Here is a 26,208-nt window from a genome sequence, read left to right as displayed (position 1 = left end):
ATGGGGCAAGTTCATGGGGCAAGTATTAGATGCATGGTGGCGCTCGGTTTGTACCCGCTGAGTCATAATCCGTTCGGCGTTGGCGATATGGCAAGTAACATTTGGCAATGGTGTCTGAATACGGACTATCCACGCAGTGATATTTCCTTAGAGAGCATTCAATTCCGCGTAATGTGCCGCGGTTTCTGGAAAAATGATTTGGATAACGTGCGCTCGACAGCGAGCAGCTACAGTCATTTGGTCAATCGTAGCAGCGTTATCGGTTTCCGGGTGTTATGTGAGTCCCCTTTCAATGAAATGCTGCCTGCTGCACCGATGGATGCGGATGCGCCGGAACGCTAAACACCGAAAAGCCGGACGCGCGACTTCTCAAGCGATTATGCAGGTAAGGATGGTTTTATAAATTACGGTTAATTGTTCAGGATCATAAGACCCACCGCCCACGGTCAAACGATCTCTTCTATCCGCGAGGGGAAGCGGGTTCGACGCGAAAAAGAAATCTTTTCTCGAGCTAAAACTTAGCACCGGTACCGACGAGTTCACCAGAAGTGATTTTGTATGAGAAGTTTTTGTGATCCAGACTATCCAAGAGTTTTCCGTCAATTTCCGCTTGCGGATACATGAAGAATGGCAATTTGCTGGCGGCATTACCAGGATTCAGCGCGAGATCTTCGGCGTGGTTGAACGTCAACCAATTCATCTCCCAGCTGCCGAAGAATTTTTCTCTTAATTGCATGATTTTTGCATCGTCCAGCGGAAGTTTTTCCAGTTTGGATACTTGCCGTACATCGGACGGGTTGACCGGTATCCAACCGTGCCCGGCCAGAAAGAATTCCGCGCGGCAGTGCTGCGATTGGCTGATATCGCCATATTGCCCGATGGAGTCGTGCAGGCTTGATTCATTGATACGAATACCGTATTGGTTACGTGCGGGGATATTGGCCGCTCTGGCCAGCGCGACAAATAATGAATTCAAATCAACGCACTTTCCGTTGAGTTCATTTTTCTCGAGCATGGCTCTAACATCGCCTTGACCGCGTCCCCGTGTGTTTTCATCGTATTGCGCATTATCGATTACCCAATCATAGATTGCTTTTGCTTGTTGTACTGTCGTTTCGGCATGTTTTTCTTTCAAAATGGCATGAGCGGTTTCACGCACAATGCCATTGGTCGGTTTCAAATGCGTCGGGTTAATATAATGCTTGATACTATTGGGCAACGCTGAATTCTTGATAGCGGGATAATGCGCCAGATCAAAGGAATGATGAGATGTTTTTACAATGCAACTGACGCTGACATGGCGTTGGCCACTTTTGGGTTTGCCGTGCCATTCCGCCTTGAATGCCGGGAAGGGATTCGCACCTAGGGTAGAAAATGATGCTTTGCTCGCATTACCGCTCCAGTTACTGCCTTGCGTGAATTGAAAAGAGGAATCATTGGTGTCAGGGAGCGGGAGCCATAAACGGGCTGAATTACCTTTAGCCGGAAGATCGATTTGATAACTCAGGCGGTAACTGGTCCAGTTGCTGAAATCCGAAGAGAGCAGTTGCTTAGCCATTAAGGATGAAGCAGGGAAAGAGAGTACACTTGTGCCGATTAATTTTATAAAATCCCTGCGTTTCATAACTTCCTTTATGGTGAATTCGTTGAGTTGCGGAATTTTATCTGATCGATTTTTTATGTCAATGCAATGTGAATGGGTATTTTTCTATCGATGAAGAAAGCAATTGATTTATTACCTGCTGTGGAAATTGAAACCGGCGGCTCACCGGCGCATACCATAGTGTGGTTGCACGGTTTGGGGGCTGACGGCAATGATTTCGTACCGATCATCAATGAACTGACGCTGCCGCCCGGTGCGTCGATTCGATTTGTTTTTCCGCATGCGCCGGAGCGTCCGGTTACGATTAATAATGGCTATGTCATGCGTGCCTGGTACGATATTTATCGCGCAGACTTTAACGATCCTGAGGATCAATCCGGTATCCGGGATTCGCAAGAAGCATTGGATGCTTTGATTGAAAGAGAGATGCAGCGCGGTATTCCTTCTGGTCACATCTTTCTCGCCGGGTTCTCGCAAGGCGGCGCAATGGCGTTGCAGACCGGATTGCGTCAAAACAATCCGCTGGGCGGCATTATCGCCTTGTCATGTTATTTGCCGCTCGCGGAAACTCTCGCAGTGGAAGCCTGCGTGGCGAATGCAACGACACCAGTATTCATGGCGCATGGTATTTATGATCCGGTAATACCGCTTTCGCATGCTGCGGTGTCTCGCGATAAATTGCTGGCAGCCGATTATCCGCTCGAATGGTATGAATATCCCATGGCGCATAGTGTATGCGAAGCCGAAATTGCGGATATTAGCCGCTGGCTGCGGCATATCATCGGTTAGCGATTCTCCCAGCGGTTGAAGCTAGTAAGCATTATCTTTTCGGAGCACGATCCAGACGGTTTTGAAGATGATCCAGAGGTCGAGCCAGATAGACCAATTTTTGAGGTAGTAGAGATCGTGTTCGATGCGGGCTTTCATTTTTTCCAGGACATCGGTTTCACCGCGCCAGCCGTTGACCTGGGCCCAGCCGGTGATGCCGGGTTTAGCCATATGGCGCAGCATATAACCCTTGATCAACTTGCGGTAGAGCTCATTATGCGCCACCGCGTGCGGACGCGGGCCGACGATGCTCATTTTGCCTTCCAGCACATTGAAGAATTGCGGTAACTCATCCAATGACGTGCGGCGCAGGAAGCCGCCGATTTTGGTCAAACGCTGATCATTCTGTTTCGCTTGTTGAATCGTGGCGCCATCCTCGGTCACCGTCATCGAGCGGAACTTATACACGATGATTTCCTCGCCATTCAAACCATAGCGGCGCTGCTTGAAGATCACCGGGCCGGGCGACGTGACTTTCACCGCCAAGGCAATACACGCCATCACGGGCGATAACAAAATAATGATCAGCACAGCCAATATAAAGTCGCTGATACTTTTCACCACACCGTCGACACCGATGAAAGGCGACTCGTTCATGGCCACGACCGGCGTATCGCCGATGTACTCGAAACGCGCCTGCATCAAATCGAAGATATAAATATCGGGCAGAAAATAGATCGACGACGTGGTATCCGGCAACTCATCCATCAATTTCTGAATGCGCGGCTGTGACGACATTGGCAGGCTGATGAAAACCATCTCGGTATTATGCTTCTGGATATAAGGCACAACATCATCCAATCCCCCCAAACGCGAACCGAAATCGTCCGGTCTGCTGACAGCCGTCGCTGCCGCAAGATCGGCCGGTTCATCCGATTGAGAACCGAAATTGCCAGCAATGCGCGAACTGCTGCGCTCATCGAAGAAACCTTGGTAACTGATCAGCAAAAAGGGCAGCTCGGCAATGTGGCGGATGAATGCCAAACTGTTTTCGTTCGCTCCGATCACGATCGCCGAACGCAGCTTACCCTTGTTGTATAAATTGGTGACAATGCTTCGCACCGTAATGTGGCTTGCAATCAGCATCAGCGGTGTAACGATGAACCAGGTCAGCAGCACTTGCGGAGAAAATTGGTTGTAAAATTTGGTGGCATATCCCAGAAACACCAGGATGGCGATGATCATCAGCCAACCCACCACTGTATCGCGCATATAGGCGAACAAACGCCCCTTGCGCCAATTGCGGTAAATGAGAATGCGCTCGTAAATGTAAGTGGAAACGAAAAAGGTAATGATGACCAGCACCAGGTAATAACTGGTGAAATCTTCATCGTACAACCAGGCGGTCAGTATCAGCATGCTCCAGATGATAAAAGGATCGAGCAGATGCTTGAAAAAGGCTACTATCGGTAAATCGTTAACTGTCATCGTTTTCCGTACGTGTATTGCAGATTGATATTGGCGCCATTGGCATTAAATCCACCCAACCTGTTATTGGTTTGTAAATCATTGTGATAGACCGAGGCCATTAGTTGCAAACCGGGATAAGGGGTGTATGTGAGTCTTACCGTGGCATTGCGAAGCGTATTGTGTGTACCGATCGGAAAGAGAGAATCGGTGAAAATTGAAAAATTATCAAATTTCATATCTTGATATAAAAAATCTCCTTGAAGCTTCACTTTTCGTGTGATATCCCAATACGGTGCAAAACTGCCCCCTGTGTTAAGGCTGAAGCTGGCGGTAAGCATTTGCATTGCAGCGGTCTCGCGCCATCCGCTCACCGATAATCCAACCCGGTCCGTGGGTTGCCAATTATAGATTAGACGGGCATTAAATCCGTTAAAGTTACGTGCGGGGAAACTTGCATTGGTCCGCTCTACCCATCCGCCCGTTCCGTAAAGATTCGATTTGGCAGATACGGCCCAGTTGATTTTTGCCAATGCCTCTTTTTGATGATAACTATTGTCTGTGAATGAACCATCGGCTGCCAGAACACGAACCGGAAAATCACCGATGGTGCCGCGAAACAGCACGCCGATGGTATTTCTGCCTGATGTCACAAAATCGATTCCGCCTTCGAAGCGGTCTTCAGTACGGTTAAGAAAGCGCAAATTGGGACTGTTTGAATTGAGATCGTAGCGGGTGTAAGCGCCATTCAAGCGCCAGCGTGGATGGAGACTCCAGCTGGCGTTAAAAAACTCGGTTTGCTCGGTTCTCACATTTTTAACACCCGGCTGAAACAAGAACGGTGCTAGCGACTGCACATAACTTGCACCCATATTACCTTCCAGGCGGTTACCAAGAAACCAATGCCAGCTGCCACTGAAATTCTTCAGATTATTATTCATCTGATCGAATCTCTCAAACCGGGTGTGCGTCCAGTTTAAATTCGCATTCAAGCGTTGCCGTCCGACTTCTTTCTCAAACATCACGCCGCCGGTAAAACGATGGGAGATATCAAAAAGATTATTCGTACCCAGTGCTGTTGTGGGCATTCTGTCGCGTATACGCAATATATTGTCATCCGCGGTAAAGCCATAGCTGCCAAAAGGCTGTATCAACTTGCCAAATGCAGCGGCCCATGCGGTGTGGCTGCACAGCAGCAATACCATTCCCGCAGCCGTGAGCGCCTGCAGCCGGGTGATTCGTGAGAAGCAGATTGCGATAGGCGTAATGGACTGAGCGATACGAGTAAATGTAACTTCCATGAATTGATGGTTCATTAACTTGAGATTCTTAGAGTTTCCAGTGGACAAAAATCAATGCGTTTGACAGAACCCAACCTTCCCATAACATGTTCTCATAAAATTATTTTTAACAACACCTTTTCGATAAGAAAAAACACTTCTTCGCTTCTCTACGGTTCCTTATTCGATATTTTTAACAAATTGGGTTAGAATTTCTTACGGCTAACGGGTGCGAAAGGGTAATACATGCTTCAAGGCTGATATATATAAGCTGGATTGAATAGAGAATTCATTTTCGGAAAGCAATGGAATTGTCGATTGGCCCAGCAAATAAATGCAAGCATAAAGCACATTGCTATTGACAGCGCAATGAATAAATCAGCAAATCACTGTCTATTTCCATGATACATAGCTCAATTCTTCCGTCACAATAGCATTGTCGAAATTGACAGAGTTCTATTTTCAAAGACACAATCCGCTATACTTAAAACTTATCATTACTTTATTGGTTAAATTATGAGTGAATATCTTTTTACTTCTGAGTCTGTTTCTGAAGGACATCCTGACAAGGTTGCCGATCAGATTTCTGATGCTGTATTGGATGCAATTCTGAGTCAAGATCCTAACGCGCGGGTTGCGTGCGAAACGTTGTGCAGTACCGGGTTGATTGTATTATCAGGCGAGATAACAACCCATGCATCGGTTGATTACAATATCATTGCGCGTGAAACGGTTAAAAATATTGGTTATACCAGTTCTAATATCGGTTTCGATTCGACCACATGCGCTGTATTGACCGCATTCAACAAACAATCGCCAGATATCGCCCAAGGTGTTAATCGTTCCAAAGAAGAAGAAATGGAACAAGGAGCGGGCGATCAGGGCCTTATGTTTGGCTATGCTTGCGACGAAACACCGCAATTAATGCCCATGCCCATTTTTTATGCGCATCGTTTGGTTGAACGGCAAGCTGAATTGAGAAAAAAAGGCCAATTGCCTTGGCTGCGCCCTGATGCCAAATCGCAAGTTTCGGTGCGTTATCAGAACGGTAAGCCGCAGCAAATCGAAACAGTGGTGATTTCCACTCAGCATGATCCGGATATTTCACACTCCGCTTTGAGCGAAGCGGTTATTGAAGAAGTCATTAAACCGGTACTGCCTGCTTCGATGATCAGTAATCGTATTCAATATTTGGTGAACCCCACCGGGCGTTTTGTAGTGGGTGGTCCGATGGGCGATTGCGGTTTGACCGGGCGCAAGATCATTGTCGATAGCTACGGCGGTGCAGCGCATCATGGCGGCGGCGCTTTTTCCGGCAAAGACCCATCCAAGGTTGATCGATCGGCGACCTATGCCGGACGTTATGTGGCTAAAAATATCGTGGCAGCAGGAATTGCGAGTAAATGCGAAGTGCAGGTGGCTTATGCCATTGGTGTTGCACGTCCTGTTTCATTGATGGTCAATACATTCGGCACGGGTAAAATTGCCGATGAAAAGATTGTTCAACTCATCGAAAAGCATTTTGATTTACGCCCACGCGGCATCATTCATGCGCTTAACTTGTTACGTCCGATCTATGCTAAAACAGCTGCTTATGGGCATTTTGGACGTGAACTTCCTGAATTTACCTGGGAAGCTACGGATAAGGCCGCACAATTACGTGCTGATGCCGGTCTCTAAATTTTCTGTAATCTTTGCCGACATCAATAACCTTTAATTGGTTTTCCCCTATGGTGAGGAGCGCTGCAGCGGCTGGTTCCGCGAGGCTCAGCATAGGCGGGTATTTGTCACAACGGCGCTCGTTCATAAATTGAGGAGATAATTATTATGAACGCTGTGCTTAATTCCGATGGTAGTTTCTTTACTGACTATAAGGTTGCCGATATTGCATTGGCGGAATGGGGTCGTAAAGAAATCGCGATCGCTGAAACGGAGATGCCGGGTTTAATGGCATTACGTAAAGAATATGCGAACCAAAAGCCACTGGCAGGTGCCAGGGTTGCCGGTTCTTTGCATATGACGATTCAAACGGCGGTGTTGATCGAAACACTGGTAGCACTCGGTGCCGAAGTGCGCTGGGCTTCCTGCAATATATTTTCCACTCAGGATCACGCAGCTGCTGCGATTGCTGCCAGAAATATTCCGGTATTCGCCTATAAGGGCGAGTCGCTTGAAGATTACTGGGAATACGCGCACAAGATTTTTGAATGGACGGCTGCCGGTCAATCGGTCGGCGCCAATATGATTCTGGATGATGGCGGCGATGCGACGTTATTGTTGATCCTGGGTACAAAAGCCGAGAAAAATCCTGCGGTTATTGCGAATCCGGGCAATGAGGAAGAAACCGCATTATTTGCATCGATCAAAAAGAAATTAGCGACCGAACCCAATTGGTATTCAACCAATCTGGCCAGGATACGCGGTGTAACAGAAGAAACCACGACCGGAGTGCACCGTTTATATGAAATGCAAAAAAATGGCGAATTGCCGTTTCCTGCTTTCAACGTGAATGACTCCGTCACGAAATCAAAATTTGATAATTTGTACGGTTGCAGGGAATCCCTGGTTGATGGTATCAAGCGTGCAACGGATGTCATGATTGCCGGTAAAATCGCTGTGGTTTGCGGATATGGTGATGTTGGCAAAGGCTGTGCGCAATCACTGCGAGGTTTGGGTGCGACTGTCTGGATCACTGAAATTGACCCGATTTGTGCGTTGCAAGCTGCGATGGAAGGATATCGCGTAGTGACGATGGACGATGCGTGCAGTCAAGCGGATATCTTTGTTACCGCAACTGGTAATCTGCGGGTCATCACGCATGATCACATGCTGAAAATGAAGGATCAGGCCATTATTTGCAATATTGGTCACTTTGATTCGGAAATTGATATCGCATCCATTCAAAAATACCAATGGGAAAATATCAAGCCGCAAGTGGATCACGTCATATTTCCGACCGGACGCCGCATCATCGTTCTGGCGCAAGGCAGGCTGGTGAATTTGGGTTGTGCGACCGGCCATCCTTCTTTCGTGATGTCCAGCTCGTTTACCAACCAAGTATTGGCGCAAATGGAGCTATGGCAGAATGGCGCAAATTATCAGAAAAATGTTTATGTATTGCCTAAACACTTGGATGAAAAAGTGGCGCGTTTGCACATCGGTAAATTGGGTGTGAAACTCACCGAATTGACGGATGAACAGGCCAATTACCTGGGATTGAGCAAAAACGGTCCATTCAAACCTGAAATGTACCGGTACTAATCGTCTATCTTTTTACTGGAAGAACGGGTGTATGAGTTTGCATCTGCTCTGCTGGTTCTTCCAGTAAGAAAATAATGATTAATATCTGCGTAGCTACGGCAGCAGCCGTACTAATTCTGTATCCATAGAGCTTGCACAAATGGAATCACAAAAAAAATTTCCTCCGACCTTCAGCTTTGAACTTTTTCCACCGCAAACCCCTGAGGGAGTTGAGAAGCTCCGGTTGACGCGCCAGCAGTTGGCACGATTCAATCCTAAGTTCTTTTCGGTAACCTTCGGTGCGGGAGGTTCGACGCGCGAGCGGACGCTCGAGACCGTGCTGGAAATTCAAACGGAAGGTCATGTCGTTGCACCGCACCTATCTTGCATCGGCTCAACGCAACAGAACATTCGTGCCATTCTGGAAAAGTATTATGAAGCGGGGATCCGTCATATTGTCGCATTGCGCGGCGACTTACCTTCAGGGATGGCGCAAGCCGGTGAATTTCGTTATGCCAGCGAACTGGTAGCTTTTATCCGGCAGGAATACGGATCTTCTTTCCATATCGAAGTGGCGGCTTACCCGGAATACCATCCGCAGGCGCGGTCTGCGCAAGCGGATTTTGATAATTTCAAGCGTAAAATTGAAATGGGTGCCAGTTCGGCGATTACGCAATATTTTTATAATGCCGACGCTTATTTTCATTTTGTCGAGTTGTGCGAGGCGGCCGGTTTGAATATTCCAGTTGTTCCCGGCATCATGCCGATCAATAAATTCTCACAACTGGTCAGATTCTCTGATACTTGCGGCGCGGAGATTCCACGCTGGATTCGTAAGAAACTCGAAGGTTATGGCGACGACAGTAAATCGATTCAAGCTTTCGGATTGGATGTTGTCACCGGCTTATGTGAACAGTTATTGCAAGCCGGTGCGCCCGGATTGCATTTTTATACGTTGAACTCCGCCAACTTGACATCCGCTATTTGGCAGCGTCTTAATCTTCACGCACGCTAACAATCAACTCGCAGCAGTACATTGTTTTATCAGCTATTCTACGCTAGTAAAACATCATATCTACGAAATTGCCCGATGCGGATTCATGGCATAAAAGCCACGAAACCGGAATGAACTTTTTCCTGATTCCCTCAGCCAGTATATAATGCGCATCAATATTCTGATTAAAATAAAAAAGCATGAGGTTTCAAAATGACAAAGAAGAAAGCTGCTTCTGATAAGACTACTGCAGAATTAGAGGGTGCAGATAAGACAGGTCCGGATGTTTCAATCATGGATGCCTGTATTGCGCACGCCAAAGAAGTCAAGACTACGCAACTCGAGCTTATTAAGAGCAAGGGTTATGATTTTGCACCTGAATTCAGGGACATGACTATTCAGCTTTATCTGTTTGGTGTCATGTGGAAGTTCGCGGAAAACTTGGGCAGTGCTGATGATGCGCGCGAGTTGGCGTTTGCGGCTTTGGCGGAATTTTTCGTGCAAGAGCGCATGCCCCAGCAGAAAGTCGCCAAGCGCATTGAGTTTCTCCGGAAAATGTCCAAAATTGAAGAAGATCACAATGCACTAGCGGTCGCTATCGGTTATGAATCTGAGCCCGGTGATAACAGTCTGGCGGAAGTGTTTGATCACTACGTGGATGATACGCAAGTATCCGGAGCGTTCTGGCGATTGTATGATCGCGGCAGAAAGATCATGTTGTACGGCGGTTTAGCAATTGCCTTTTTGGTGATTTGGTTTGTTACCTTATTCATGCCGGGAAATACGACGATTGCGATACTTGCGAGCGGGCTTATTGCTGCGGCGATTTTTGTCATTCCGGTATTTTTAATCGGTATTTTCATCTATCGCACAAAAATCAAGAAAGCAAAACAAGCGAGTTAGCGCTGCTCACGGAAGCAAGATGTTCTAACTGTTCGGTATATAGCAAAAATTCACGTGGATTGATCAACCGGCTGCTGGTGTAAAAATGAGTGCTCAGATTATCGATGGCAAGAAATTGGCTGAATTGGTGCGGACTGAATGGAGCGCACGTGCGGAAAAATTGATTCAACTGGGTATCAAGCCAGGGTTGGCAGTCATTATCGTTGGCGATAATGCAGCATCCAGTATCTATGTCAGGAATAAAGTCAGAGCGTGCAGCGAAATCGGTATTTATTCCGAAGTGCATAACTTTCCGCAGCACGCTGATCAAGATGAAGTATTACAGTGTATTCAGGCGCTCAATCAGAATCCGCACATCCATGGCATCCTGGTCCAGTTGCCGTTGCCTGCGCATTTTGAAAATAACCGTGTCATCGCATCCATCGCCGTTGAAAAAGATGTCGATGGCTTTCATCTCTATAACGTTGGTGCATTGGTTACCGGCAATACCATTTTTTCTCCTTGCACACCGTATGGCGTGATGGTGATGCTGGAAAGAAACCGGATTCCGATTGAAGGACAGCATGCGGTGGTGATCGGGCGCAGCAACATTGTGGGTAAGCCAATGGCATTCATGTTGCTGGAGCAGGGCGCTACGGTGACCATTTGCACTTCAAAAACACGCAATTTGCAGCAATTTACAAAAAATGCGGATATTCTGGTTGTGGCGACCGGAAAACCGCGCATGGTTACTGCCGGGATGGTAAAACCTGGTGCTGTCGTCATTGATGTTGGTATTAACCGATTGCCGGATGGCAAACTCTGTGGTGATGTCGATTACGATGCTGTCAAGGAAGTTGCGGGTTTTATTACGCCCGTTCCGGGAGGGGTTGGACCGATGACCATCACCATGCTGCTATGCAATACCATTCTGGCGGCGGAACGGGCCCAGGCCGGTCTTAAAATCGGGTAAGCAAGTAAATAAACTTAAATGAGTGTGCGTGCACATGGAACAGCAACCGGATATTGATCCGCAGGAAACACAAGAGTGGCTGGATGCGCTGGATTCGGTCATCGCCAGTGCAGGTGGCGAACGCGCTCATTTTCTATTGGAAAAACTGATCGAAAAAGCACGCCGCTCCGGGGCTTATCTGCCTTATAGCGCCACGACCGCATATATCAATACCATTCCCATAGGTAAGGAAGCGCGCTCGCCGGGTGACAATGCCATCGAGCACAGGATTCGCTCGTATGTGCGCTGGAATGCGATGGCGATGGTATTGCGCGCCAACAAAAATACCAATGTCGGCGGGCACATTGCCAGCTTCGCCTCAGCCGCAACGCTTTACGACGTCGGTTACAATCATTTCTGGCATGCGCCGTGTGAAACGCACGGCGGCGATTTAGTCTATGTACAAGGACATTCTTCCCCAGGGGCTTATGCTTATGCATTTTTATCCGGCGAATTAAGCCAGGAGCAACTGGATAATTTTCGTCAGGAAGCCGACGGGAATGGTTTGTCATCGTACCCGCATCCATGGCTGATGCCTAATTTTTGGCAATTTCCTACGGTTTCCATGGGACTAGGGCCGTTGATGGCGATTTATCAGGCGCGTTTCATGAAATATCTGGGCAGCCGCGGATTGGTCAATACCGATGGCCGTAAAATCTGGGCTTTCATGGGTGACGGAGAAATGGACGAGCCCGAATCGCTCGGCGCTATTTCGCTGGCGTCGCGCGAGAAACTGGATAATCTGATTTTTGTGGTCAATTGCAATTTGCAGCGTTTGGATGGCCCGGTGCGCGGCAACGGCAAAATTATCCAGGAACTGGAGGGCGCCTTTCGCGGCGCTGGCTGGAATGTCGTCAAGGTGATCTGGGGGTCTTATTGGGATCCGCTCTTGGCGAAGGATACCAAAGGATTATTGCAGAAGCGGATGATGGAATGCGTGGATGGTGAATATCAGAATTTCAAATCGCGAGATGGTGCTTACGTGCGCGAGCATTTTTTCGGTAAATACCCTGAATTGCTGGAAATGGTCGCCACGATGTCCGATGACGATATCTGGCGGTTAAACCGCGGTGGGCACGACCCCCATAAAGTCTATGCGGCGTATGCAGCGGCGGCAAAACATACCGGACAGCCGACCGTGATTCTGGCGAAAACGATCAAAGGATATGGCATGGGTGAAGCGGGCGAAGCGCAAAATATTACTCACCAGCAGAAGAAAATGGGAACGACTTCGTTAAAAGCGTTTCGCAATCGCTTCGGTTTGGATATTCCCGACGATAAAATTGATGATATTCCCTATCTGACTTTCGCTGAAGATTCGCCGGAATTTATCTATATGCGCGAGCGGCGCAAAGCATTGGGCGGCACTTTTCACCGCCGTAAGACACGCGCGCAAGCGTTGCAAGTACCAGCTTTGTCTGCATTTCAAACCTTGCTGAAGGTCAGCAGCGAAGGACACGAATCGTCGACCACCATGGCGTTTGTGCGGATTCTGAACATTCTGGTAAAAGACAAACAAATCGGTAGTCATATCGTGCCGATTGTCGCGGACGAATCGCGTACGTTTGGCATGGAAGGGATGTTCCGGCAATTGGGCATCTGGTCGTCGAGCGGTCAATTGTATACACCGCAGGATGCAGATCAGCTCATGTATTACAAGGAAGATAAGCATGGGCAAATTTTGCAGGAAGGAATCTGCGAAGCGGGCGCCATGTCATCCTGGATAGCGGCAGCTACGGCCTATAGCACGCACGGCATCCAAATGATTCCGTTTTTTATTTTTTATTCGATGTTCGGGTTTCAGCGTATCGGTGATTTGGCGTGGGCCGCTGGTGATATGCGCTGCCGCGGTTTCTTGCTGGGTGGAACGGCCGGGCGTACGACATTGAATGGCGAAGGATTGCAACATGAAGACGGGCACAGTCATGTCGTTGCATCTACGATTCCCAACTGCGTAGCGTACGATCCGGCATTTGCGTATGAGCTGGCTGTGATTATCCAGGATGGACTGCGCCGGATGTATCAAGAACAGGAAGATGTCTATTATTACATCACGGTGATGAATGAAAACTACAGTCACCCTGAAATGCCGGTTGATGCTGAGAAAAATATTTTAAAAGGCATGTATTTATTCAGTGAAGCGGGCGCAAATACTAAAGCACCATGCGTGCAATTGCTCGGTGCCGGAACCATTTTGCGCGAAGTGATTGCTGCCGCAGAGATACTGAAACAAGATTATGCTGTGCACGCTGATGTGTGGAGTGTAACCAGTTTCAATGAATTAAGACGTGAGGCTCTGGCTGTCTCCCGCTGGAATATGCTGCATCCGGAACAACCGACAAAAGAATCGCATGTAGAAAATTGTCTTAAGGGTAGAAAAGGCCCCGTAGTGGCCGCAACGGATTATATGAAAATCTATGCGGATCAGATTCGTGAATTTGTGCCAGGCAGGTATCGCGTGTTAGGAACCGACGGTTTCGGCCGCTCCGATACGCGTCAGAAACTGCGCCATTTCTTTGAGGTCGACCGGTTCTATATTACCGTGGCGGCACTCAAAGCATTATCGGAGGAAGGAAAAATCACCCAGCAGCAAGTCACTCAAGCGATTGAGAAGTACGGTATTGATCCGGAAAAATCCAATCCGGCGACCAGCTAGACCGGTGATGAATTAACAACAATGAATGTGCGTCATTGCATTCTCCCATTCCAAGGTATGTGAGGAAAGCGTGTGGCTGAGTTAAAAAAAGTGCTCATTCCGGATATCGGCGACTTTAAAGAGATACCGGTCATCGAAGTGCTGGTCAAAGCTGGCGATAGGGTAAAGGCCGAAGATTCCCTGATTACGCTTGAGTCCGACAAAGCGACGATTGAAATTCCAGCACCTTATCCCGGTTTGGTAAAGGAAATATTAGTCAAACCGGGTGACAAGGTATCGCAAGGCAGCACCGTGTTGACCCTGGAAGTTTCCGATGACAATCGCACGGAAACACTTCCTGAAGTTTCTGGGGTGGCCGCAGTTCAAAAAGAAATCGCACCGCAACTGCAACACAACGCTAAGTCGGTTGTTAATCAGCCGCAGAACCTGCCACAAACTGTATTCGCGGTCAGCAATGCTCCATCCAAAGCGCATGCCAGCCCGTCGATCCGCCGCTTTGCGCGGGAACTCGGCGTCAATCTCGATTTGATTACCGGCAGCGGCCCCAAACATCGCATTCTCAGAGAGGATGTGCAGGCGTATGTGAAAGCCGAATTGTCAAAATCCCGCAGTACCGGGACGGGTGCGGCATTGAATCTGTTGCCTTGGCCGCAGGTGAATTTTGCTAAGTTTGGTCCGGTTGAATTAAAACCATTAATGCGCATTAAACAAATTTCTGGCGCCAATTTACACCGCAACTGGGTGATGATTCCACACGTCACACAGTTCGACGAAGCGGATATCACCGATCTAGAAGCATTGCGGAAAGAATCCAACGATAGCGGTAAAGAAAATAGAGTCAAACTGACCTTATTGGCTTTCTTAATGAAAGCGTTAATCGCGCCTTTGAAGAAATTTCCCGAATTCAATGCATCGCTGGATAACGATAGCAATGGTGAAGCCAATTTAATCATCAAGCATTATTACCATCTTGGCTTTGCCGTGGATACCACCAACGGATTGGTGGTGCCGGTAATCAAGGATGTTGACCAGAAGGGGATCATCACCATTGCCGAAGAATTGGCGAGATTGTCTGCACTGGCGCGTGAGGGTAAGTTAAAATCCACTGACATGCAAGGCGCGAGCTTTACCATTTCCAGTTTGGGTGGCATTGGTGGAACAGCTTTTACACCCATTATCAACGCACCGGAAGTGGCCATTCTAGGTATTTCCAAGGCCAGTATTAAACCGGTTTATCGCGATCATCAATTTGTACCCCGTTTAATGTTGCCTTTGTCGCTTTCCTATGACCATCGTGTCATCGATGGCGCAACGGCAGCCCGTTTCACGACGCACCTGTCGGAAGTATTGACGGATATGCGCTTGGCGCTGCTATGATCCGTATTGTTAATTTCTTTATATACAACCATGGCTGTTACCGATAAGTTTCCACTGATTGGCATTTATGGCGGGACATTTGATCCTATCCATTATGGGCATTTGCGGGTCGCTGAAGAGCTGCTTGATATAGCCGGATTAAGGCGCATGATCTTTGTTCCCTCGGGCGCTCCGAGGTTACGGGCTGCGCCCACGGCATCGAGAGGGCATCGTGCAGCTATGGTGCGGCTGGCCATACAGGATAACAACCGGTTTTCGCTGGATGAACGGGAAATCAACCGGCCTGGAATCAGCACAACGGTGCAATCGTTGCGGGAGTACCGGCGCGAGCTGGGAGATAACACCGCGCTTTGCTTCGTGTTGGGAATCGATGCGTTTGCTAAGATCAATCAATGGTCTGAATGGCATGAGTTATTCGATTTGTGTCATTTCATTGTGGTTACCCGGCCAGGCTTTGTTTCCATCGAGGCGGATCAGAATTTGCCCGATGAGGTGCGGAAGGTCTTGTCTTCTCGCTACGTCACCGATGTCAGCGAGCTCGAATCGCAATCCGGCGGTTTTATTTATGCGGCGCAAACATCGTTGCTGGAAATATCGGCTTCACAAATACGGTCACTGATCAGCGCTGGGAAAAGCATACGCTATCTGCTGCCCGAAAATGTCGTTGAGTATATGAAATTTAATCGTTTATACACTGGGAATCTATGAATTCAGAAAAACTGGTACCTGTCATTGTCGACGCTTTGGAGGAAATCAAAGCGCACGATATTGACGTGATTAATGTATCCAAAATTACTGCGATGTTTGGATATATCATTATCGCCAGTGCCGATTCGACCCGTCAGACCAAAGCGCTGGCCAATAATGTGCAAGAACAAGTTAAAGCTGCCGGGGGAAAGGTTTACAGCATGGAAGGGGAGCAGACAGGGGAATGGGTACTTGTTGATTTGGGCGATGTGATTGTGCACATCATGTTGCCGGCTGTACGCGAGTATTACAATCTGAAAGCACTATGGTCGGAGCGGAATTAGCGCACTAAAAAGAACGACCAATTGATTTCTTCGAGTCATGAAATTTTTTATACTCGCGGTTGGAAACAAAATGCCGGATTGGGTAGAAGCAGGTTATGCCGAATATACCAAACGCTTGTCCCATGAAATTAACATCAATTTAATTGAGATTAAACCGGAAAAGCGGGTTGGCGGAAAACCGGTTGAACAACTTCTGCAAGCGGAAGCCCAACGAATTCGATCCGTTTTGCCGCCGAATTGCCACATTGTAGTGCTCGATGAACGGGGCCAGCAATGGGCAACAGTGCAATTCGCAGATGTGATCAATACATGGATGACGACAGGTGAAGCTATTGCATTCGTCATTGGCGGTGCTGATGGACTGCATGGCGATATCAAGCGAATCGCGCATGAGCTGATGGCATTATCGAAGCTTACGTTACCGCATGGTCTGGTTCGTGTGTTACTGGCGGAACAGATCTATCGCGCAGTGTCGATTAACAAAAACCACCCTTACCATCGTGCTTGAACAGGATCACGCAAATGTGATTGCACGTCGTATGGTGATTAGGTATTTAAAATACAATGAATGAAATGATGAGATTCCCATTGAAAGTGATGGTTGACTGTAATGCTCTCTGAGAACCAAATATACCTTGCATCCAGAAGCCCCAGAAGGCGTGAATTATTAAGGCAGATTGGTGTGAAATTCAACTTGCTGATGATGCGTGAAACGCTAGGGCGCGCCATCGATATCGATGAGCAACCGCTGGTGGACGAAGCGCCATCAGATTATATCTACCGGGTGGCTCGAGCCAAAGCGAACGCGGGCTGGAAGCGGATTATGCAACGCCACTTGCCGGTTTTACCGGTATTGGTGGCTGATACTATTGTGACGGTTGATGGATGCATTCTCGGGAAACCGAGAGACAATGCACATGCCGAAGAAATGCTGAAAATCTTGTCGGGCCGCACGCACCAGGTACTGACAGCGATCGGTGTCGGCGTGAAGGATGATGTGCAGATGCGATTGTCAGCGTCAACGGTACGATTTCGTGAAATCAGTGAACAGGAGATTCGTAGTTATTTAGTGAATAATAATTCGCTGGATAAAGCAGGTGCATATGCTATTCAAGGCATGGCGGCCGCTTTCATTGTCGAGATATCCGGCAGTTATAGCGGCATTATGGGGCTGCCGCTCTATGAGACAGCGCAGTTACTGGCAGAAACCGGTATAGAAATTTTTCAATAAGGTTGTTGCAGCACAATCTTAAGTTTGATTGATCGCTTCATCCAATTTCTGATTTTTTTGAGAACTAATTGTATTGAATATGAGCAATGAGATTCTTGTTAATATCACGCCGCAAGAAACCCGAGTAGCAATATTAGAGCAGGGGGTAACGCAAGAACTTCATATTGAACGGACGAGCGGCCGAGGCATTGTGGGAAATATCTATAACGGCCGTGTCAGCCGCGTTTTGCCGGGGATGCAATCGGCTTTTGTCGATATTGGTTTGGACCGTGCCGCCTTCCTGCATGTCGCGGATATCCGCGATTCCAATCCTGAGGGTGATGAGGCCAAGCCCATTGAAAAACTGTTATACGAGGGCAACAGTATTCTGGTGCAAGTGATCAAGGATGCGATTGGCACCAAGGGCGCGCGGTTGTCCACGCAAATAAGCCTGGCCGGCCGCTTACTGGTATACCTGCCGCAAGAATCTCATATCGGTATTTCTCAGCGTATTGAGGATGATAGCGAACGCGAGTTATTGCGGGAAAAGCTACAGCAGATTTTACCGGTGGAAGAAAAGGGCGGGTATATTATCCGCACCATGGCAGAAACCGCTGATGAAGCCGATTTGCGTGCCGATCTTGAATATCTGCACCGGTTATGGCGCGACATTCAACAGAAATCGGTGACGATTGCGGCGCCTGTTTTGCTTTATCAGGATCTGGATCTCAGTCATCGGGTATTGCGCGATTTTGTGGATGAAGATTCCACCCGGATTCTCGTTGATTCGCGGGAGAATTTTCAACGATTGGTCCGCTTCGCGCATAACTATATGACCTATATCGCCGAACGCATAGTGTTGTACACGGGGGATCGTCCGTTATTCGATCTGTACGGTGTGGAAGAAGAAATCGAAAAGTCATTGGCCAAACGTGTCAATTTAAAGTCTGGCGGGTATCTGATCATCGATCAAACTGAAGCGCTAACTACGATGGACGTCAATACTGGCGGATTCATCGGTGTGCGTAATTTCGATGACACTATTTTCAAAACTAACTTGGAGGCAGCCCAGGTCATTGCAAGGCAACTGCGTCTGCGTAATCTCGGCGGCATTATCATTATCGATTTCATCGATATGGATTCTGAGGAACATAAACAAGCTGTTTTGGCGGAATTCAACAAAGCACTGTCTAAGGATCGAACGCGCATAACTGTCAATGGATTCAGTGCGTTGGGATTGGTTGAAATGACACGCAAGCGAACTCGAGAAAGTCTTGCGCACGTGCTATGCGAAACCTGCCCAACTTGTCAGGGGCGCGGAGAAATCAGAACCGCGCAAACCATTTGTTATGAAATATTGCGCGAATTACTGCGCGAAGCCAGGCAGTTTGAAGCCAATGAATTTCGTATTCTGGCATCGCAACAAGTAATCGATTTGTTCCTGGATGAAGAGTCGCAGAGTTTAGCCCAACTGGGTGATTTCATTGCGAAACCAATCAGCTTACAGGTTGAGGAATCGTATACGCAAGAACAGTATGATGTGATATTAATGTAACGTAATGCGGTTTTTGCAATTAATTTGCAACTTTACACTGGTATCAAAAATCGGCTGCAATATACGCCATTATTTTATTATTAATAACTTTTCAATAGCTTGCAGTCTAATCCGCGTATCAAGCGGATACTTAGAACGATATAAGTAAAATGGGGTGTCGCTTACCTCTATTTTACCCATCTCAATTTCTTATCACTATTCCTATCTCAGTTTTTTGTAACTATCCATGAACGGTTCAGCAAAGGGCCTCTTCTTTTTCGCCTACTCTCTTCTTTAAAAATAAGTGATATTGGATTTTAATTGATATGGTTCTTTAGTCTTGTGTAGTTATATGAATTTATTGAAATAAATTTAATAAATAAATTATTATAGGTGAATTTTTTCACGAATTAAATTAGAAAAATCTAAGTAATTTACTTATTTTAAGTAAGTATTTTACTCATAATAAGTAAGTTTTTAATCTAGTAATGTGCAATAGATTTGCCCGCGGATGGTAATAATTTTACCAAGTATGGTTGGCATTTTACCCATTAAATAATAATGGTTTTACTAATATACAACGCAATCCGGGCGCGATACGATTTGCCTAAGCTTATTATTTGAAGAATAGACATCTCGAAAGCTGAGATAAAGAAATTTTGTGATCTTGGAAGTATGCGTTGCAGAAAAATGACGGATTGCAGAATACCGGTTTATTTCAACGACGAAAAATTCTTCAACAAGCTATTTGACTATAAAGGTTAAATTTGTATTCAGTTGAACGAAAAGGTTTTATAAAGTTTATCACTAACAGTTTACGAGAGAGAGGTATTTTTATGGCAACACGGTCAGATGACGAATCGATAGTCTCGCAGCAAAAGGCAGCGGAGACTGTCAAGAAAGAGGGATCAGCTGCTTTTCAGTCGCAGTATTTTTTTCGTGATACTGCTGCGGGTTTAATAACTGGGGCGATGGCGATTCCATTAACGATTGGTATTGCGATTATGTCTAATTATCCTATTAAAGTAGGCTTGGCTACAGTAGCTTTTGCTTCCTTGATTGGATGGATAAATGCCTGGTTCAAGCCGGGCAATTTTATTGGATCACCGGGTATTGCGGCCGGACTGGCTCCAGTATTAGCGATGGGTGTGGCAGCTTTTGGTATTCAGAATATGGCATTTTGTATCTGTATGACCGCCATTATGCAAGCCATTATTTGGAAATTTAATTGGCAACGCTATTTGCTTGTTGCGGTTCCGGTATATCTGGTTGAAGGATTGCTGGCTGGTGTTGGATTGAAGATTTTACTGAAGTTCTCAGAATTTACCTATGAAATCCCTGCGGAATTGGTAACGGAAGATTTCTGGAATGAAGCGCGCATTCAGATGGCGGCTATTTCAGCTGGTGGTCTTGGTCTGTTTTTACTCCTATTTGCTAAGTTTAAAGATACACAACCGGCTGTTCCTTATTTCGCGATCATTATCGGTGGCGTGATCCTGGCGCAGTTTATGACTGTTCCTATGATTTCTGTTGAAGATATTGAATTGCAATTGAAATTGCCATTACCGAGTGAAGATACGACAGTGTTGATGTTGGCTTACATGATATTTTTCTGCGCCATGCTGGCAATCGTGGATGTGATTGAACAGGTGATGAGTAATGCGGCAATTGAGAAAATTGACCCGTTAAAACGTAAAACCAATAGTAACAATAGCTTGCTTGCAATCTGGATTTCTAATTTAGGTTCGAGTTTCTTCGGTGGTATGACGAATTTGGATGGCTTGGCTAAAAGTACGACCAATAAGCTTGCTGGCGCGATGACCAAATTCTCGGTCTTGGTTATTGGTTCCGTGGTGTGTTTCTTTACGTTTAACACACATTATCTTGATTATTTGCCGAAATTTGCCTTGGCGGCCATTATGTTGTTTACCGGTTATAAGATGATTGCAGGCTTGGTACACGTTACTCATTATGGTCCTTATGCGCTGATATTGGCGTTCTTGACAGCGGGCTTAGTTTATAAAGTGGGTATTTTTGAAGGCCTGCTGGTTGCAATGGTGATCCATGGTGTAGTGCACTATTTGGTTTATACCAAACACGAGAATATGGCTGGAAAATCAGTTGTCAAACGTTATTTCGATAACCTGAGAAAAGATAATAGCAATTTGCAGTAAGCATGTTGAATGGTATGGCTATTCGTAAACTGTTAGTGATTTACAAGTAGAAGAATCAAAGTATTACCGTAAAAACGTATTGAAATACATTGAGGAGAATTTGTCATGTTCAAAAAATTATTAGTATCTGTAATTAAACAGTATTTTGTTTATTTGAAAAAAATGCACAGCAATAATCTGCAAGACAAATTGCCGTCGCATAATTTGTCGTAATCCGATGGTGTTTAAGGACTGAAAGTATTACTACTTTTAAAAAACCCAGCAGGAATTCATTAAGAGAATAGTGTATGTACAAAAGAATAATGGTGGCAGTCGACGGTAGCGAGATAGCTCAGCAAGCGTTAGCGGAAGCAATAAACATAGCTAACACTTACAACTCAGCTTTATGCATTGTTCATTGCATCGGTAGTGAAAATGAGGTTGATAGAAATCGAGGTAATGAAATTCTTGAAAAGGCTAAATCCGATACGGATGTTTTGAGTGTCGAAACCCGTCTTCTCAATGCCGAAGCTGAATATGGATTAAATGGCATCGCTGATGCTATTGCTGCCGCTGTTTATGACTGGAAGGCGGATTTGATAGTAGTGGGAACATCCAATCGCCGCGGATTGGAACGTTTCTACGTAGGTTCCGTTGCTGAGCAATTGGTCGCTAAAGTTGACTCTTCAATATTATTGGTGCGCTCAAAATAAAACAGGAAATTAAACCTGTTTATTTAAGGGTAATAAGTAGCGTACCTAACGAGAGTCGATAATGTAAGCGCAAAGTTTTTATAAATAAATATTTTTAATATCAAGGAGATTATTATGTCAACAAAACAGATATTTACTATTGCAATTATCGCTATAGGCGCTAGCTTGTTATCGATGTTTGAATTAACCCAATATATCTTTAACTGGATTATTACCGATGGTCAATTGGGATTGGCGTTTTTTGTCACTTATATCGTGATCGCTTTAAAATTTGGTAAATCAGCAAGCAAAAAGAAATACGTCAATGGATACGAAACGTCTTTGAACAGAAATTAAGTTTTTATAGTAATTTCAATTTACGGATTTTCAATCACGTTCTGATTTAAACCGTAAATTTGCCTCATCTTAAAATATTTACAATCCCTATTTATTGTAAATGGACCGCTTAACCCAAGCATTTTTAAGACAATTTATCTTAAGAATGTCACAATGATCCTGGAGGTCATGGGCGTGTTGAATTGGGTTCTATTTTTAAATTTCTGCAGTTATTTTTTCTTTACTATTCAATTTGAGATATGCACTAGAAATATCTCAAGAAATGAATTGCCACCCCTCAAGAAACATCAAACTTCAGCTTTGAGAAAATTGAAAACCCCGCTGTAGTCAGTGGGGTATTTTTTGAACCATACGATTGGTATTGGAGTTTTTTATTGATCTTATTGTTTTTATTTCTTAATCTTTTCATTAAGGTTTGTAACAGAACGATCAAACAGAGTTCTCATCGCATGATTTGTTTTTAACCGGAAGTTTTTTGAGGATAATTGGTATTTTTTGCGATAAAACTTCTTCTTGGAAATACTTCATAGTATTTGAATTGTTATTGCTGCTGAGAAATCCAGCGTGTAGCGTAGCGAATCAAATCAGCACCATCTTTCAGGTTTAATTTTGACCGGATATTAAAGCGGTGCGTATCAATGGTTTTAATGCTGCGGCACAGCATCTGGGAAATTTCGTGACTATTATGCCCTTGCCCGATTAAGTGCAAAACTTCAAGTTCGCTGGACGTCAATGTATTAATTAGATGTTCAGGCTCAGAGCTTTTCATAACCATTCGTTTTAAAAGCTTTTTGTGCATCTGCTTACTGAGATAAACATTACCTTTTAGAACCTCACGGATAGCCTCAAGCAGTATTTCACCAGGTTCGTGTTTCATGACATAACCCAGTGCGCCTGAGCGAAGCGCACGTTCAGCATAAACCGACTCATCATGCATGGAGATAAAAAGCACCGGTAAATCCGGAACCGCCGCATGGATACTTTTGATGACTTCAAGTCCCGACACTGTTTTGAGCGTTACATCCAGTAAAATAATATCAATCGAATTATTTTTCTTGAGTATCTCCATTGCTTCAGCGCCATCACCTGCTTCAGCAAATACTTCCATATCCGGTTCCATATTGATGAGCATTGCAAGGCCGTGCCGTAGCATGGCATGATCATCAACGAGCATTACTTTTGCTTTCATTGTCGACATTTTTAGTTAATTGTGTTTTTAAACGAACTTCTGTGCCGCCTTCTTTGCGGGCCAGAATTTCCATCTTCGCGCCTAATTGCTTCGCACGGTATTGCATAATTTTAATGCCCATTCCTGGTGTTGACGGATGATTGATATCAATTCCAGTAAAACCACATCCATCATCACAGATTGATAAGCGGAGCGTTTTTTCATCGGACGTTAAGGTAATGGTTATATGTTGCGCTTTACCATGCCGGATGGCATTATTTGCAGCTTCCTGCGTAATCCGGTACAAATTGAGTGCTACGCTATTGTCATTGATTATACTAACGTTATTCCACGAGAAATTACAGTCGATATTATACGTTGTTGAGATTCTAGTGGCTAAGGTTTGTAATGCTTGAATCAAGCCATTGGCTTCCAATTCGAATGGGAGTAATCCCTGCGCAAGCTGCTTGATATGAATCACAGCAGTTTGTGTTTGGGAAGCGATTGAGGCTGCCAATGTAGTCAAATTTTCATTTCCGACTGTTGAAGCTGAAATTTTCTTTTCGAGTACTCTGGCCTGATAACCAATCGCAGCGATTTGTTGCCCCACATTATCGTGTAATTCCTGCCCGATTGTATGAGCTTGCTCTTCAGCCACAGATACCAGTGCTTGCTCTAACCGTCTGAGTTCAAGCCAGCTTCCTAAATCATTGGCAATCGCATTAACAAGCTTCTGTTCTTCCGGTAAACGAAATAGTTTGTTTTCAGAGTAAAAAATAATTAAATGTCCGCATTCTTTTCCATTAACACAGATTTTTGATTGCAAAGCAGATTTATTCTCATCAATTTGATGATGAAGCTCAAAATTAGAATCATTAGTATCTATTTTATTAATGGAGTGAAGCTGGTTAGTTTGATTGAAATCCTCACTGAGAGAAGTAAAATTTTTACCATTGACATCAATAATTGCAGTAGCGATTTCCGGATACTGTAAAGCGGGTATTAGGTATTTAAATATACTGAAGCAAACATCTTCTAACGAAAGTTCCGTTCCCATGCTGCGGCGGATTTCATACAAGCATGTGATTTCTTTAAGGCGTGCGTGCAATAGCTCGTCAACTTGCTTTCGTTCAAGCCATAGCGCTAAATCAGTCGTTATTGCATTAATGAGTCGTTGTTCTTCTATAACTAAAAAAGGTTTATTTTCAAGATAATAAACACTTAATTGACCATGATTCTCACCATTAATACAAATATCCGATGCTAACTCATGTGTGGAATCCTCAGCCTGAAGCGAGGAAGAAATACGTTTTCCATCCAATTCAATCGTAATCGATGTATGTTCCGGATGTTGCATTGCAGGAATTAAAAACTTAATAATATTCTGGCAAACTGCTTCTACCGATAACTCCAGTCCGATACTGCGGCGAATTTCATAAAGGCAAGTGATTTCCTTTAAGCGTTCCCGCAATTCACTTTCTTTGCGGCTTAATTCAATGGAAAATTGCTCGGCTGTTTCTTTAGCTTTTCGTGCTTCTTTTTCCGATTTGATGAGTTTGCGTACAAACCAATTTAGTAACAATATTTCAGCAATAATTAGTGCTGCAAGATAAATACTGATATCTTGCAGCTTTTCAGTAACCGGTTTAAATAATTCCTCCTCATCCAACTTGAGAATCATGTTAAGACCAATAGAATCCAAGGAAGCATAGGTTTCTATGACGGGTACTTGACGATAATCCTTGGTGGCGGCAACCCCACTTTTCCTGTAAATCGTCAGAAATTGGGATGGTGCACTTTCATTCGGAAGTAGATGCTTGAATTGGACGCCGTTAATCTGGCTAATCAGACAAGCCACTTCATATTTTCCTTCCTCCGGTTTTGCGCACAATACGAACTCACCGGTTTCACCGATTGATCTCATTCCTATGAACCGGCTCGTGAGCTGTGGTAATTTGACTTGCGTTGTGATACTGCCAATCCGTTGTTTGTTTTGATCGAGCACATTATTCGTGGTGTGAAGAAAAAATTGCTTGTCCCACATGAGGAGTGTGTCTTTGTTTAACCGGAGCGCTTCTTTACTTTTGGAGAACTCACCCACTTGCGACAGCGTTTTACCTCGTATATCACGAACGATGGCCGCGGAGAAACCAGCTTCGGGCAGCGAGTTAACATTTCGCATGAGATCATGTAATGCATTGAGATTGCCAGGTTCGACGGCGAGTTGTTGCATCGATTGAACAATAAAAGGGCGCAGCGACAGCGCGCGAGCATCCGCCAAACCTTTTTCAATTTGAGATTCCAGCAAAAATGACTTCCCTTGCAAGGCAACAGCCAATCCTCTACCCAGTACCGACTCGATCTCCTGCCGCATGGCGGTGTACACGGTAATGCCTGTCGTCAGCGTGAGCCCCAGCAATAGTAAGCCACCTATGATGCTGATTTTGCGATCGTCGCGCGTAAAAAACAAATTACTCTCCTTAACCTTAATTGTAATTCCCTGGATCTCAGATTCAATAAAGTATATTAGAAATGAAGAGTTCTGATTAAAATTTCACCGATCAGGATTGATTAATTTGATAAAGTGTAAGAATTCCTAGCGTTGTTTACAGTATTCAGGAGAATACTGTAGATGAACATACACAAACGCACTCGCTTAACATTATTGGATCGTCAGGAAATCTGGCGGCTATATCAAACCCGGTTGTGGAAGGTAGTTCAGCTGGCAGAACACTTCCACGTCAGCCGTCCAACGATTTATGACGTACTGAAACGAGCTAGGCT

At 45.4% G+C, this 26,208-nt stretch carries 23 protein-coding genes and 1 riboswitch; of the genes, 18 read left to right on the top strand and 5 right to left on the bottom strand.

Annotated features, from left to right (window positions below; genetic code table 11):
• Positions 1–342 carry an SUMF1/EgtB/PvdO family nonheme iron enzyme gene (locus DU481_RS15555; RefSeq protein WP_502889908.1) on the top strand — a complete coding sequence of 114 codons (342 nt, stop codon included), beginning with the start codon at positions 1–3 and terminating at the stop codon, positions 340–342.
• 169 nt (positions 343–511) lie between these two features.
• Here DU481_RS15555 and DU481_RS04480 read toward each other — a convergent pair whose 3' ends face one another.
• Positions 512–1,558, bottom strand: coding sequence for a transglutaminase-like domain-containing protein (locus tag DU481_RS04480; RefSeq protein WP_350132939.1), 1,047 nt, complete (start codon positions 1,556–1,558; stop codon positions 512–514).
• Positions 1,559–1,696: 138 nt separating this feature from the next.
• Between DU481_RS04480 and DU481_RS04475 the strand changes: the two genes are divergently transcribed.
• Positions 1,697–2,392, top strand: coding sequence for an alpha/beta hydrolase (locus tag DU481_RS04475; RefSeq protein ID WP_350132937.1), 696 nt, complete (start codon positions 1,697–1,699; stop codon positions 2,390–2,392).
• A 21-nt stretch (positions 2,393–2,413) separates the two neighbouring features.
• Here the strand turns inward: DU481_RS04475 and DU481_RS04470 are convergent, their stop codons facing one another.
• A complete protein-coding gene (locus DU481_RS04470) occupies positions 2,414–3,859 on the bottom strand; it encodes an undecaprenyl-phosphate glucose phosphotransferase (RefSeq protein WP_350132935.1) in 1,446 nt (481 codons plus the stop codon).
• Positions 3,856–5,139: an XrtB/PEP-CTERM-associated polysaccharide biosynthesis outer membrane protein EpsL gene (epsL, locus tag DU481_RS04465; RefSeq protein WP_350132933.1), complete on the bottom strand. Its 1,284-nt coding sequence runs from the start codon at positions 5,137–5,139 to the stop codon at positions 3,856–3,858. Before epsL ends, DU481_RS04470 begins: the two co-directional genes overlap by 4 nt.
• Before the next feature lie 495 nt (positions 5,140–5,634).
• On the opposite strand from epsL, the gene metK reads away from it, so the two are divergent.
• The 15 genes from metK (at position 5,635) to DU481_RS04390 (ending at position 22,256) form a co-directional block, all read left to right on the top strand.
• Positions 5,635–6,798 carry a methionine adenosyltransferase gene (metK, locus tag DU481_RS04460; RefSeq protein WP_107804367.1) on the top strand — a complete coding sequence of 388 codons (1,164 nt, stop codon included), beginning with the start codon at positions 5,635–5,637 and terminating at the stop codon, positions 6,796–6,798.
• A 49-nt stretch (positions 6,799–6,847) separates the two neighbouring features.
• Positions 6,848–6,926: riboswitch (S-adenosyl-L-homocysteine riboswitch) on the top strand.
• Between the two features lie 19 nt (positions 6,927–6,945).
• Complete coding sequence (gene ahcY / locus DU481_RS04455) at positions 6,946–8,379, top strand: adenosylhomocysteinase (protein WP_317530645.1); 1,434 nt, start codon at positions 6,946–6,948, stop codon at positions 8,377–8,379.
• Positions 8,380–8,518: 139 nt separating this feature from the next.
• Positions 8,519–9,373 (top strand): methylenetetrahydrofolate reductase [NAD(P)H], encoded by an 855-nt coding sequence (metF, locus tag DU481_RS04450; protein ID WP_350132931.1) that lies wholly within the window; start codon positions 8,519–8,521, stop codon positions 9,371–9,373.
• A 192-nt stretch (positions 9,374–9,565) separates the two neighbouring features.
• Positions 9,566–10,255, top strand: coding sequence for a hypothetical protein (locus tag DU481_RS04445; RefSeq protein ID WP_350132929.1), 690 nt, complete (start codon positions 9,566–9,568; stop codon positions 10,253–10,255).
• Positions 10,256–10,340: 85 nt separating this feature from the next.
• A complete protein-coding gene (gene folD / locus DU481_RS04440; RefSeq protein ID WP_350132927.1) occupies positions 10,341–11,207 on the top strand; it encodes a bifunctional methylenetetrahydrofolate dehydrogenase/methenyltetrahydrofolate cyclohydrolase FolD in 867 nt (288 codons plus the stop codon).
• 34 nt (positions 11,208–11,241) lie between these two features.
• Complete coding sequence (gene aceE, locus DU481_RS04435; protein ID WP_350132925.1) at positions 11,242–13,902, top strand: pyruvate dehydrogenase (acetyl-transferring), homodimeric type; 2,661 nt, start codon at positions 11,242–11,244, stop codon at positions 13,900–13,902.
• A gap of 72 nt (positions 13,903–13,974) precedes the next feature.
• On the top strand, positions 13,975–15,279 hold the full coding sequence (gene aceF, locus DU481_RS04430; protein WP_350132923.1) for a dihydrolipoyllysine-residue acetyltransferase: 1,305 nt from the start codon (positions 13,975–13,977) through the stop codon (positions 15,277–15,279).
• Between the two features lie 30 nt (positions 15,280–15,309).
• On the top strand, positions 15,310–15,987 hold the full coding sequence (gene nadD / locus DU481_RS04425; protein ID WP_350132921.1) for a nicotinate-nucleotide adenylyltransferase: 678 nt from the start codon (positions 15,310–15,312) through the stop codon (positions 15,985–15,987).
• Positions 15,984–16,310 (top strand): ribosome silencing factor, encoded by a 327-nt coding sequence (gene rsfS / locus DU481_RS04420; protein WP_090321316.1) that lies wholly within the window; start codon positions 15,984–15,986, stop codon positions 16,308–16,310. Before nadD ends, rsfS begins: the two co-directional genes overlap by 4 nt.
• A 37-nt stretch (positions 16,311–16,347) precedes the next feature.
• Positions 16,348–16,818, top strand: a complete 471-nt coding sequence (gene rlmH / locus DU481_RS04415; protein ID WP_350132919.1) for a 23S rRNA (pseudouridine(1915)-N(3))-methyltransferase RlmH — start codon at positions 16,348–16,350, stop codon at positions 16,816–16,818.
• A 102-nt stretch (positions 16,819–16,920) separates the two neighbouring features.
• Entirely contained in the window at positions 16,921–17,541 is a 621-nt protein-coding gene (locus DU481_RS04410; RefSeq protein WP_107804359.1) for a Maf family protein, read from the top strand.
• A gap of 79 nt (positions 17,542–17,620) precedes the next feature.
• Entirely contained in the window at positions 17,621–19,075 is a 1,455-nt protein-coding gene (rng, locus tag DU481_RS04405) for a ribonuclease G (protein ID WP_350132917.1), read from the top strand.
• 815 nt (positions 19,076–19,890) lie between these two features.
• Positions 19,891–21,228 carry a SulP family inorganic anion transporter gene (locus DU481_RS04400; RefSeq protein ID WP_350132915.1) on the top strand — a complete coding sequence of 446 codons (1,338 nt, stop codon included), beginning with the start codon at positions 19,891–19,893 and terminating at the stop codon, positions 21,226–21,228.
• Between the two features lie 287 nt (positions 21,229–21,515).
• Positions 21,516–21,920, top strand: coding sequence for a universal stress protein (locus DU481_RS04395; protein ID WP_350132913.1), 405 nt, complete (start codon positions 21,516–21,518; stop codon positions 21,918–21,920).
• 114 nt (positions 21,921–22,034) lie between these two features.
• Complete coding sequence (locus DU481_RS04390) at positions 22,035–22,256, top strand: hypothetical protein (protein ID WP_350132912.1); 222 nt, start codon at positions 22,035–22,037, stop codon at positions 22,254–22,256.
• A gap of 541 nt (positions 22,257–22,797) precedes the next feature.
• Here DU481_RS04390 and DU481_RS04385 read toward each other — a convergent pair.
• On the bottom strand, positions 22,798–23,454 hold the full coding sequence (locus tag DU481_RS04385; RefSeq protein ID WP_350132910.1) for a response regulator: 657 nt from the start codon (positions 23,452–23,454) through the stop codon (positions 22,798–22,800).
• Entirely contained in the window at positions 23,420–25,894 is a 2,475-nt protein-coding gene (locus DU481_RS04380; RefSeq protein ID WP_350132908.1) for a sensor histidine kinase, read from the bottom strand. Before DU481_RS04380 ends, DU481_RS04385 begins: the two co-directional genes overlap by 35 nt.
• Positions 25,895–26,056: 162 nt before the next feature.
• Between DU481_RS04380 and DU481_RS04375 the strand changes: the two genes are divergently transcribed.
• On the top strand, positions 26,057–26,208 hold a 152-nt coding region (locus tag DU481_RS04375; RefSeq protein WP_176776394.1), incomplete at its 3' end, for a helix-turn-helix domain-containing protein.

Source organism: Nitrosomonas sp., assembly GCF_040240425.1.
Lineage (GTDB): Bacteria > Pseudomonadota > Gammaproteobacteria > Burkholderiales > Nitrosomonadaceae > Nitrosomonas.
Note: the sequence above shows the minus strand (reverse complement) of the source record. Positions and strands in the feature narration are given on the sequence as shown.